At 47.6% G+C, this 11,208-nt stretch carries 9 protein-coding genes; 6 read left to right on the top strand and 3 right to left on the bottom strand.

Features of this window, described 5'->3' with window-relative positions:
- Window positions 1–51: 51 nt before the first annotated feature.
- On the bottom strand, window positions 52–1,998 hold the full coding sequence (locus HMPREF2794_RS03875) for an AAA domain-containing protein (RefSeq protein WP_070750968.1): 1,947 nt from the start codon (window positions 1,996–1,998) through the stop codon (window positions 52–54).
- A 65-nt stretch (window positions 1,999–2,063) separates the two neighbouring features.
- On the opposite strand from HMPREF2794_RS03875, the gene HMPREF2794_RS03870 reads away from it, so the two are divergent.
- Genes HMPREF2794_RS03870 through HMPREF2794_RS03860 form a run of 3 tightly spaced genes read left to right on the top strand, consistent with a single transcriptional unit; the run spans window position 2,064 to window position 6,881 of the window.
- Window positions 2,064–4,307 (top strand): aconitate hydratase, encoded by a 2,244-nt coding sequence (locus HMPREF2794_RS03870; protein ID WP_070750965.1) that lies wholly within the window; start codon window positions 2,064–2,066, stop codon window positions 4,305–4,307.
- Between the two features lie 14 nt (window positions 4,308–4,321).
- Window positions 4,322–5,512 (top strand): NADP-dependent isocitrate dehydrogenase, encoded by a 1,191-nt coding sequence (gene icd, locus HMPREF2794_RS03865; protein WP_010539298.1) that lies wholly within the window; start codon window positions 4,322–4,324, stop codon window positions 5,510–5,512.
- Window positions 5,513–5,537: 25 nt separating this feature from the next.
- Entirely contained in the window at window positions 5,538–6,881 is a 1,344-nt protein-coding gene (locus HMPREF2794_RS03860) for a citrate/2-methylcitrate synthase (protein WP_010539297.1), read from the top strand.
- Window positions 6,882–7,183: 302 nt separating this feature from the next.
- On the opposite strand, the gene HMPREF2794_RS03855 is transcribed toward HMPREF2794_RS03860, so the two are convergent.
- Window positions 7,184–7,819 (bottom strand): GNAT family N-acetyltransferase, encoded by a 636-nt coding sequence (locus HMPREF2794_RS03855; protein WP_070750963.1) that lies wholly within the window; start codon window positions 7,817–7,819, stop codon window positions 7,184–7,186.
- A 3-nt stretch (window positions 7,820–7,822) separates the two neighbouring features.
- Entirely contained in the window at window positions 7,823–7,981 is a 159-nt protein-coding gene (locus HMPREF2794_RS28805) for a hypothetical protein (protein WP_008761044.1), read from the bottom strand.
- A gap of 172 nt (window positions 7,982–8,153) precedes the next feature.
- Here HMPREF2794_RS28805 and HMPREF2794_RS03850 point away from each other — a divergent pair, with 172 nt between their 5' ends.
- The 3 genes from HMPREF2794_RS03850 to HMPREF2794_RS03840 are packed head-to-tail and all read left to right on the top strand — an operon-like array spanning window position 8,154 to window position 11,003.
- Entirely contained in the window at window positions 8,154–8,915 is a 762-nt protein-coding gene (locus HMPREF2794_RS03850) for a DUF1295 domain-containing protein (protein WP_070750962.1), read from the top strand.
- A gap of 16 nt (window positions 8,916–8,931) precedes the next feature.
- Window positions 8,932–10,155 carry an NADH:flavin oxidoreductase gene (locus HMPREF2794_RS03845; RefSeq protein ID WP_070750960.1) on the top strand — a complete coding sequence of 408 codons (1,224 nt, stop codon included), beginning with the start codon at window positions 8,932–8,934 and terminating at the stop codon, window positions 10,153–10,155.
- Window positions 10,152–11,003, top strand: coding sequence for an SDR family oxidoreductase (locus tag HMPREF2794_RS03840; RefSeq protein ID WP_055271446.1), 852 nt, complete (start codon window positions 10,152–10,154; stop codon window positions 11,001–11,003). The genes HMPREF2794_RS03845 and HMPREF2794_RS03840 overlap by 4 nt, the downstream gene beginning before the upstream one ends.
- Window positions 11,004–11,208: the final 205 nt, after the last annotated feature.

Raw genomic sequence — 11,208 nt, 5'->3', positions numbered from 1 at the left:
GCGTGATAGCGCAGCCAATTCTTCATTCTTCATTTCCGTACAGTATGGAGCTCAAACAGGGTTTCCGGACTGACGGATATATTGCATCAGTTTACGGTAGAATGGATGTTGGGCAAGAGTCGTTGCATCTCCCAGAATTACAAGTTTCATCCGGGCGCGGGTAATGGCAACATTCATTCGTCTTAAATCATTGAGAAAGCCGATCTGTCCATCTTCGTTTGCCCGTACGAGGCTGATAAAGATGACATCCCGTTCCTGCCCTTGAAAGCCATCGACCGTATTGACTGTGATGAGGCTGCGAAAAGGGCGTAGAAAGCTGTTTTCTCTGATTTTGCTTCTTAAGTATTGCACTTGTGCCTTGTAGGGAGAAATCAGACCGAAGTCGATACGCTCGTCCAATATGCGTGTTTTGCCGATCCGGTTAATATAAGCTTCCAGTTCCTGCAGCAATAAGTTGGCTTCCTGCTTGTTGATGCGTCCGAAACTTTCGCCTACAAATTCCTCATGGAAATCCATTTCCGAGGTATCTATCCAGTTCATGGGAGTGTCGAAATCAAGAATACCCCGGTTGCGCACTTCCGGTGCGGCTTCCAGTTCCCCGTTGTAGAACCATTCGGAAGGAAAGCGCATGATTGCCTCATGCATCCGGTATTGCACTTTGAGCAGCGAAACGGCAGAAGGTTTTTGCTGCACGACTTTTTCCATCAAAGTGTGATCCAGTCCGCCACGGGCAGCTTCGATACATTTGATTGTAGGAGGAAGTTGGCAATGATCTCCGGCAAGGATTACGCGGTCCGCTTTCCGGATGGCGATCCAACAGGCAGCTTCGAGTGCCTGGGCGGCTTCATCTATAAACAGAGTGGGAAAGCGCCGTCCGTTGAGCAAACGATGGTTGCTGCTGACCAGAGTAGAAGCTATCACACGGGCACTGTCGAAAAGATCGGCATTGATTAAGATTTCCAGTTCCGTGGCACGGTCGCGGAGACGGCTCATTCTGCTGCGCATACCTTCCCTTTCGGAATAACTTCCCCGACGCATCCGGCTACCCATTTCACGGATTGATTTACGGATTCCCCAGAGTTCGGGGTATGCCGGATGGCTTTCAAAGCGGCGTTCGTAGGTAGAAGAGAGCATTTTGTCGTTTACACGCGTGGGGTTGCCAATACGAAGTACGGCTACTCCCCGGTCTGCCAGTTTCTCGCAGATCCAGTCCACAGCAGTATTACTTTGAGCGCAGACCAGCACTTGCGGTTCGCGGTGAAGCGTTTCGTAAATCGCTTCCACGAGAGTGGTAGTCTTTCCGGTTCCCGGAGGACCGTGGACAATGGCGACATCGCGCGTACATAATACTTTATTTACAGCCGTTTCCTGCGTACTGTTGAGCCACGGAAAGCGGACGGGGTACAATTCACGAAATCCGGGTTTTTGTGTTCCCAGCAATGTATCCCGTAGATCGGCAAGGCGGTTTCCTTTGGCACGGATGGTATCTTCCAGTGCTTCGAACATGGCACGATAAGAAGTTTCATCGAAATAAAGTTGTACTCCCAGCACATCTTCTGTCTGCAGTTCCATCAACGCGCCTGCTCCGGGAAGTACGACTACCATCCGCTCTTCGTCCGCATAACTGACCGTTGCAATGAAATTCATATAACTCACTTTTCCATCAAAGGACTGCCGGAAAAAACAGACGGGACGACCGAATTCGAAGGAGTGCTCGATTTCTTTATTTTCGGTTCGTGTAATATCTATTACAAGTTGATTCAGAGAATTGTAGTAACTTCGACCGGGAGAGGCGGGATACCAACAAAGACCACGTTTTACTTTGCGGGCGACTCCCATTGTTTCAGTCTGCCGCTTGAATTCCTCCTTTTCGTATTCATACTCCATGCGTAGCAGGAGTTGCTGTTGTTGAAGGTCGATGATTGGACTTTTCGGATGATTACTCATAATAGGTGCAAAGGTAATAAATCTTCTTCCTGAGACGAAAATATATTTCATTTTGTTAAACATTCCTCGAATGCCGTTCGTTATTTTTATAGATAGACTAAAAAAACAAAAGCAATATGGTGTATGATTTGACTATGTTAGAGGCTTTTTATTCTGCTTATAAAGGAAAAGTAGAACACGTACGGGCTGTTTTGAAACGGCCTTTGACGTTAGCCGAGAAAATTCTGTATGCTCACTTATTCAATGAGGGTGACTTGAAAAATTACAAGCGGGGTGAAGACTATGTAAATTTCCGTCCCGACCGTGTTGCCATGCAGGATGCGACTGCCCAGATGGCATTGCTTCAGTTCATGAATGCAGGAAAAGAAAAAGTAGCTGTTCCTTCCACTGTGCACTGTGATCACTTGATACAGGCATACAAAGGAGCGAAAGAAGATATCGCTACTGCAACTAAAACAAACGAAGAAGTTTACGACTTTTTGCGCGATGTATCCTCTCGCTACGGTATCGGTTTCTGGAAACCGGGGGCCGGCATCATTCACCAGGTAGTGCTCGAGAATTACGCTTTTCCCGGTGGAATGATGGTGGGAACCGACTCACATACTCCGAATGCCGGAGGACTGGGCATGGTAGCTATCGGCGTAGGCGGCGCGGATGCCGTAGACGTGATGACGGGCATGGAGTGGGAGCTGAAAATGCCGAAAATAATCGGTGTCCGCCTGACCGGAAAACTGAGTGGCTGGACTTCCCCGAAAGATGTGATTCTGAAACTCGCGGGGATTCTGACCGTAAAAGGAGGAACCAATTCCATCATCGAATATTTCGGACCGGGAACGGCTTCTTTGTCGGCTACCGGCAAAGCGACCATTTGCAATATGGGTGCCGAAGTGGGAGCTACCACTTCACTTTTCCCGTTCGACGGGCGCATGGCTACTTATCTGAGGGCTACCGGCAGAGATCGTGTCGTGGAACTGGCAGAGGCCGTTGACTGTGAACTCCGTGCGGATGAGCAAGTAACGGATGAACCGGATAAGTACTACGACCGTGTCATCGACATCGATTTGTCCACGCTTGAACCTTACATCAACGGACCTTTCACACCGGACGCTGCTACACCTATCTCAGAATTTGCAGAAAAAGTATTGCTGAATGGCTATCCGCGTAAAATGGAAGTCGGACTGATCGGTTCGTGTACCAACTCTTCTTATCAGGACTTGAGCCGTGCCGCTTCGTTGGCAAGGCAAGTAAAGGAAAAGAATCTGAGTGTAGCTGCTCCGCTGATCATCAATCCGGGTTCCGAACAAATACGCGCTACTGCCGAAAGAGACGGAATGATGGATACCTTTACGGAAATCGGAGCCGTCATTATGGCAAATGCCTGCGGACCTTGCATCGGTCAGTGGAAACGCCACACGGACGACCCGACGCGAAAGAATTCAATTGTTACTTCCTTCAACCGTAACTTTGCCAAGCGTGCGGACGGCAATCCGAATACGTATGCCTTTGTCGCTTCTCCCGAACTGACGATGGCACTGACAATTGCCGGTGACTTATGCTTCAATCCTTTGAAAGACAGGCTTATGAACCATGACGGCGAGAAAGTGAAACTGACAGAACCGGTAGGAGACGAGCTTCCATTAAGAGGCTTTGCTTCCGGTGATGAAGGCTATATCGCTCCCGGTGGAGCAAAAACAGCGATCAATGTCAACCCGGAATCGCAGCGCCTGCAATTGCTGACTCCTTTCCCGGCGTGGGACGGGCAAGATATACTCAATATGCCTCTGCTGATTAAGGCGCAGGGCAAATGCACTACCGACCATATTTCGATGGCAGGGCCGTGGCTGCGTTTCCGCGGACATCTGGAGAATATTTCGGATAATATGTTGATGGGAGCCGTGAATGCGTTCAATGGAGAGACCAATAACGTGTGGAACCGTTCGACAAATACATACGGGACCGTTTCCGGCACAGCCAAAATGTATAAATCCGAAGGAGTGCCTTCTATCGTCGTGGCCGAAGAAAATTATGGCGAAGGTTCCAGTCGCGAGCATGCCGCTATGGAGCCCCGTTTCCTCAATGTGCGTGTGATTCTTGCCAAGAGCTTCGCCCGTATTCACGAAACGAACCTGAAAAAGCAGGGTATGCTTGCTCTTACGTTTGCAGACAAAGCGGATTATGACAAGATACAGGAGCACGACCTCCTTTCGGTCATTGGCCTGATAGATTTTGCACCGGGGCGCAATCTGACCATCGTTCTTCATCACGAAGACGGCACGAAAGAGAGTTTTGAAGCGCAACATACATACAACGAACAGCAGATCGCTTGGTTCCGTGCCGGTTCTGCATTGAATGCCAGATAATTAAAAAGATAGAAATGAGCAAAATAACCATGCAAAAAGATGGTACGCTTTTAGTGCCCGATGTGCCTGTCGTACCTTATATTACCGGAGATGGAGTAGGAGCCGAAGTGACTCCGTCGATGCAAGCCGTTGTGAATGCGGCTGTTCAGAAAGCATACGGTGGCAAACGCCGGATTGAATGGAAAGAAGTGCTGGCGGGCGAACGCGCTTTTAACGAGACAGGTTCGTGGTTGCCGGATGAAACGATGAAGGCTTTTCAGGAATATCTGATTGGCATCAAAGGGCCGTTGACAACTCCTGTCGGCGGTGGAATCCGTTCTTTGAACGTAGCTTTGCGCCAAACGTTGGATTTGTATGTCTGTCTGCGTCCTGTTCGTTGGTATCAAGGCGTTCATTCTCCGGTGAAAGCTCCGGAAAAGGTGAATATGTGCGTGTTCCGTGAAAATACGGAAGATATCTATGCAGGCATCGAGTGGGAGGCAGGTACTCCCGAAGCAGAAAAGTTCTGTCAGTTTCTGAAAAATGAGATGGGAGTGACGAAAATCCGTTTCCCGGAGACCTCTTCTTTTGGAGTGAAACCTGTTTCCCGTGAAGGCACGGAACGCCTTGTGCGGGCCGCTTGTCAGTATGCCCTCGACCATCACCTGCCTTCTGTGACTTTGGTGCACAAGGGAAACATTATGAAGTTCACCGAAGGAGGCTTCAAAAAATGGGGCTATGAACTGGCGCAACGTGAGTTTGGCGATGCTCTGGCAGACGGCAGACTGGTGATAAAGGACTGCATCGCCGACGCTTTCCTGCAAAATACGTTACTGATTCCCGAGGAATATTCCGTGATAGCTACCCTGAACCTGAACGGAGACTACGTTTCCGACCAGTTGGCTGCAATGGTAGGCGGCATCGGCATTGCTCCGGGAGCAAATATCAACTATAAAACGGGGCATGCCATTTTTGAAGCGACGCATGGAACTGCCCCGAACATTGCCGGAAAGGACATCGTGAATCCTTGTTCTATTATTCTTTCGGCAGTGATGATGCTTGAATATCTGGGATGGAAAGAAGCGGCTGTCCTTATCGAAAAGGCTTTGGAACAAAGTTTCCTCGATGCCCGTGCCACGCACGATCTGGCTCGCTTTATGCCGGGAGGTACCTCCCTGTCTACTACCGCTTTCACACGCGAAATTGTGGAAAGAATCGAAAAGTAAATGTAACGATTAAAAACGAAGTATTATGAAGAAAGAGTATTTGATTTACAAACTCTCCGAGGAGATGAAAGAGGCTACCCGGATCGACAATGAATTGTTCCCCAAGTTTGATGTGAAACGTGGACTGCGTAATGAAGACGGCACCGGCGTGTTGGTAGGTCTCACTAAAATAGGTAATGTAGTAGGTTACGAACGGGTCCCCGGCGGTGGACTGAAACCTATTCCGGGAAAGTTGTTCTATCGGGGCTACGACGTGGAGGATATTTCTCATGCCATTATCAAAGAGAAACGTTTCGGCTTCGAAGAAGTGGCTTATCTGCTGCTTTCCGGTCGCCTGCCGGACAAGGAAGAGCTGGCTTCATTCGGCGAACTGATTAACGACAATATGGCGCTCGAACAGAAGACGAAAATGAATATTATTGAGCTGGAAGGAAATAATATCATGAATATCCTGTCGCGTAGTGTGCTCGAAATGTACCGTTTCGATCCCGATGCCGATGATACTTCGCGGGATAACCTGATGCGTCAGAGCATTGACCTTATCTCCAAGTTCCCCACTATCATTGCGTATGCTTATAATATGCTTCGCCATGCTACATTCGGACGTTCGCTGCACATCCGCCATCCGCAGGAAAAGCTGTCCATCGCTGAGAATTTCCTCTATATGCTTAAAAAAGACTATACGGAACTGGATGCCCGTACGCTCGACTTGCTGTTGATTCTACAGGCGGAACACGGTGGTGGTAATAACTCGACTTTCACGGTTCGCGTTACTTCTTCCACAGGGACGGATACGTATTCGGCAATCGCCGCAGGTATCGGTTCGTTGAAGGGTCCGCTTCATGGAGGCGCGAATATTCAGGTTGCCGACATGTTCCATCATTTGCAGGAAAACATCAAAGACTGGAAAAGCGTGGACGAAATAGATACTTATTTCACACGGATGCTGAATAAAGAAGTATATAATAAGACCGGACTGATTTACGGTATCGGTCATGCTGTCTATACGATTTCTGACCCTCGCGCGCTGCTGCTGAAAGAACTGGCTCGCGACCTCGCCCGTGAAAAAGGGAAAGAAGAAGAATTTGCTTTCCTCGAACTACTTGAAGAGCGTGCCATCGCTACCTTCGGGCGGGTAAAGAACAACGGAAAGACGGTGTCCAGCAATATCGATTTCTATTCGGGCTTTGTCTATGAGATGATCGGCTTGCCGCAGGAGATTTTCACTCCGCTGTTTGCCATGGCCCGTATCGTGGGCTGGTGTGCGCACCGCAATGAAGAATTGAACTTCGAAGGCAAACGCATTATCCGTCCGGCTTATAAAAATGTTCTTGATGATTTGGCTTATATTCCCATTAAGAAACGCTGATAAGAACAAATCCTTTTTATGCAATAATGGCTTGTTTTTAGAAAGAACATCCGATGTTCTATTAACATTTAACACTTTGCGGCTGTCGTGTTTCTCTCCCGATGGAGGCTAAGGCATTTATCGTTGGTAGAAAAGGCGCAGCCTCGTATGTAGAAACGCCCTTTTAACACAGCGTTAAAAGGGCGTTTCTACATACGAGGAATTATACATTCTATTTCTTTGTATATCAGTGAACTATGATCTTTCCCTTTGCTGGAGGAGAGATTATGGACAGGTGACCTGTTGAGAACAAACTTGTTATTTTAATAATTACCGTCGATTGAGTCTTTGCTGCTATTATTGGGATAAGGCATAATGTCTATTAAATCAAAATACATTAAGCGTGTTTTTAGATGCGTTCCGGTTTCAAAGCCTGTATATTCCACTTCTTGCGCTTCCGTAGAGAAAAGGTATTTGAAACCGTTTTTCAGATAATAGTTCAGAGGAATATTTTCATTGTAAGCGTCAACAATTAAAAAGCGACACCCTGTTTTGTTTCCCGCATCAATGAACCATGCTTTTATGAAAGTCATCAGATCACTACCTATACCCTGATGCTTGTATTCTTTATTGATTCCAAGTCTGCCGATTAATACACCCGGATAGCGGCGCATTTGTTTGGCTCGGGGAATGTCTTTCTGAACTTTCTTTTCCCTGCTGTTGGGGAGGATATTTACTCTGATACTATCGTTAGAAACAGTGAAGGCACACACTATGTCCGAAGGATTTTTATCTGAACGAAAACAGTAACTTTTTCCTAATAGTTGTGCATTATAGAGAGGAGCATCGTTATGAAAGAAGTCGTCTAAGTCTTGGTGCCCACATGAGAAAGGGTCACATTCTTTAATCGTATCCTCATCAAGTACGGCAAAAGTACATTTCTCAAAAAGAAATCCCATGTTTTATAACATTTTAGCCTTTTTGAGCACAGCACGGGCTTCCAGCACATGTTTGCTGAAGTCTTGTTTGTTTTGATTTTTATAAGCCTTGTCCGCTGCCTTAACGAAGTGTTCCGCTTCTTTTCCTTTTAAGGTCGGTATGGCTTTAATTTCCATTGCCATTGCTTTTTCTTTTTATTTAGTTCATAACCAACTGCAAAGATAGCTGATTTTTAATGAATAAACAAAGAATGCCGGAAGTCTGTTGTCGTTTGATTTGTTTTTTATTTGAGTTATTTTTGTGGCCATTCTTTTCTTTTTTTGTTATTTTTGTGAATCTCAAAAGAAAATCAAGATGAGTATAGCTGCCTTTAATCTATTTTTGGGCGTCATGAGTCTGATAGCTCTGATTGTTTTCATTGCCCTCTACTTTGTGAAAGCCGGTTACGGGATATTTCGCACCGCTTCCTGGGGAGCCGCTATTTCCAACAAGCTGGCTTGGGTGCTGATGGAAGCTCCCGTATTTCTGGTCATGTGCTGGATGTGGATGCATTCGGAACGTCGTTTTGATCCGGTCATACTAACATTCTTTGTGTTTTTTCAGATTCATTATTTTCAGCGTGCTTTCGTCTTCCCTCTGTTGCTGACCGGAAAGAGCAAGATGCCGTTGGCAATCATGTCGATGGGAATTCTTTTTAATTTGTTGAATGGCTATATGCAAGGTGAATGGATTTTTTATCTGGCACCCGAAGGGATGTATCACTCCGGGTGGTTTACTTCTGCATGGTTTATAACGGGCAGTCTGCTTTTTTTTGCAGGCATGTTTATGAACTGGCATTCGGACTATATCATCCGTCACTTGCGCAAGCCGGGTGACACCCGTCATTATCTGCCTCAAAAGGGCATGTACCGCTATGTTACTTCCGCCAACTATCTGGGCGAGATTATCGAATGGGCAGGCTGGGCAATACTTACCTGTTCGCTTTCCGGACTTGTATTCTTTTGGTGGACAATGGCCAACCTCGTTCCCCGCGCCAATGCGATATGGCATCGTTACCGCGAAGAATTCGGTTCGGAGGTGGGAGCGCGCAAACGTGTATTTCCTTTTGTATATTGACTTAAAATAGCATACTATGGAATCTAAACTTTTTACTCCTGTCACTTTCGGTCCGTTGACGCTGCGGAATCGTACTATCCGCTCTGCCGCTTTTGAGAGCATGTGTCCGGGGAATGCTCCTTCGCAGATGTTGCTCGACTATCACCGTTCGGTAGCTGCCGGCGGAGTCGGGATGACGACTGTTGCCTATGCAGCTGTGACGCAAAGCGGACTTTCTTTTGACCGTCAGTTGTGGCTGCGTCCGGAAATTATCTCCGGCTTGCGTGAAGTGACCGGGGCGATACATGCGGAAGGGGCGGCTGCCGGCATCCAGATAGGGCATTGTGGAAATATGTCTCATAAAAAGATTTGCGGGACCACCCCGGTTTCAGCTTCTACCGGCTTCAATTTATATTCTCCCACATTTGTACGCGGCATGAAAAGGGAAGAATTGCCGGAGATGGCGAAAGCCTACGGACAGGCTGTTAACTTGGCACGCGAAGCCGGCTTTGATGCTGTTGAGGTACATGCCGGACACGGATATCTGATCAGCCAGTTCTTGTCTTCCTATACCAACCACAGAAAAGATGAATATGGCGGCTCGCTCGAAAACCGGATGCGCTTTATGGGAATGGTGATGGATGAGGTGATGAAAGCGGCGGGAACCGATATGGCTGTCATTGTGAAAATGAATATGCGTGATGGCTTCAAAGGAGGAATGGAGATCGACGAAACCCTGCAAGTAGCAAAATGCCTGTTGCAACTGGGAGTACACGCGCTGGTCCTGAGTGGAGGTTTTGTCAGCAGAGCTCCGATGTACGTGATGCGGGGGGCCATGCCTGTTCGTTCGATGGCTTATTACATGGATTGCTGGTGGCTGAAATATGGAGTCCGGATGTTTGGAAAGTGGATGATTCCGACTGTTCCTTTTCGGGAAGCTTATTTTCTGGAAGATGCGCTGAAGTTTCGGGCAGCACTTCCGGAAGCTCCGTTGATTTATGTGGGGGGACTGGTGTCCCGTAAAAAGATAGATGAAGTCTTGGATGCCGGCTTTGATGCCGTTCAGATGGCACGTGCTCTGCTCAACGAGCCAGGGTTTGTCAATCGGATGAGGCGGGAAGAGCAGGCGCGTTGTAGCTGTGGACACAGCAACTATTGCATTGGTCGCATGTATACCATTGAGATGGCGTGCCACCAACATCTGAAAGAAAAACTGCCTCCCTGCCTGCAACGGGAGATTGAAAAACTGGAAAAACGATGAGTGAAGAGAAATGGGCAATCATCACCGGCGCCGATGGTGGCATGGGAACGGAAATAACCCGTGCCGTAGCCGCAGCCGGTTACCACGTTATAATGGCTTGCTATCACCCAGAAAAAGCAGAGTTGGTACGGCAACGTTTAGTGAACGAGACGGGAAACACAAAACTGGAAGTCATGGCAGTCGATCTGTCTTCCATGTCATCGGCAGCCTCTTTGGCCGATCAGATTTTGGAACGTCATCTCCCCGTTTCTTTGCTGATGAATAATGCCGGAACGATGGAAACCGGACTTCACATCACCGCCGACGGCTTCGAACGTACGGTGAGCGTCAATTATCTGGGACCGTATTTGCTTACCCGGAAACTCCTTCCGGTAATGACGCGTGGAGCGCGTATTGTAAATATGGTTTCCTGCACGTACGCGATTGGCCGTCTCGATTTTCCGGATTTCTTCTTGCAGGGAAGAAAGGGAGGTTTCTGGCGTATCCCTGTTTATAGCAATACGAAACTGGCTCTGCTGCTGTTTACAATGGAACTTGCGGAACGTCTTCGCGGGAAAGGAATCACGGTCAATGCTGCCGATCCCGGAATTGTTTCTACCAATATGATTACTATGCATCAATGGTTCGATCCGCTGACGGATCTCTTTTTCCGTCCTTTTATTCGTACGCCACGGAAGGGGGCTTCTACTGCCATCGGTCTTTTGCTTGATGAGAAGGAAACTGGAGTGACCGGTCAACTGTATGCTGGCAATCACCGGAAAGAGTTGCCGGACAACTACGTTCATCATGTACAGAAAGAACAGTTATGGGAAATAACGGAGCAATTGCTGGCGCAATGGTTCACATGATTTAATCATTTGGGAGATTGCACGTGCATCTGATCGTTATCCGTTTGATACAGCGCAAATGATGAGTAAGAAAAAATGACTGTTCTGTCTTCTGCCAGAGAAAAAGAAACCGCTTGGAATCTGTGGCATGGATATAGGAGTCAGTCCGAAAAACCGGCTTGAGTTCCATATTGTACGGAAAAGAATATATTTAGGCACGGATTAC

Origin of the sequence: Bacteroides sp. HMSC067B03, assembly GCF_001811315.1 — a bacterium.
Taxonomy (GTDB): domain Bacteria; phylum Bacteroidota; class Bacteroidia; order Bacteroidales; family Bacteroidaceae; genus Bacteroides; species Bacteroides faecis.
This window is presented reverse-complemented; position numbering and strand designations above follow the sequence as displayed.

What these genes read in the sequence shown, in the direction of transcription:
- HMPREF2794_RS03875 (WP_070750968.1), bottom strand. Translation starts at nt 1,998, where the DNA reads ATGAAATATATTTTCGTCTCAGGAAGAAGATTTATTACCTTTGCACCT.
- HMPREF2794_RS03870 (WP_070750965.1), top strand. Translation starts at nt 2,064, where the DNA reads ATGGTGTATGATTTGACTATGTTAGAGGCTTTTTATTCTGCTTATAAA.
- icd (WP_010539298.1), top strand. Translation starts at nt 4,322, where the DNA reads ATGAGCAAAATAACCATGCAAAAAGATGGTACGCTTTTAGTGCCCGAT.
- HMPREF2794_RS03860 (WP_010539297.1), top strand. Translation starts at nt 5,538, where the DNA reads ATGAAGAAAGAGTATTTGATTTACAAACTCTCCGAGGAGATGAAAGAG.
- HMPREF2794_RS03855 (WP_070750963.1), bottom strand. Translation starts at nt 7,819, where the DNA reads ATGGGATTTCTTTTTGAGAAATGTACTTTTGCCGTACTTGATGAGGAT.
- HMPREF2794_RS28805 (WP_008761044.1), bottom strand. Translation starts at nt 7,981, where the DNA reads ATGGCAATGGAAATTAAAGCCATACCGACCTTAAAAGGAAAAGAAGCG.
- HMPREF2794_RS03850 (WP_070750962.1), top strand. Translation starts at nt 8,154, where the DNA reads ATGAGTATAGCTGCCTTTAATCTATTTTTGGGCGTCATGAGTCTGATA.
- HMPREF2794_RS03845 (WP_070750960.1), top strand. Translation starts at nt 8,932, where the DNA reads ATGGAATCTAAACTTTTTACTCCTGTCACTTTCGGTCCGTTGACGCTG.
- HMPREF2794_RS03840 (WP_055271446.1), top strand. Translation starts at nt 10,152, where the DNA reads ATGAGTGAAGAGAAATGGGCAATCATCACCGGCGCCGATGGTGGCATG.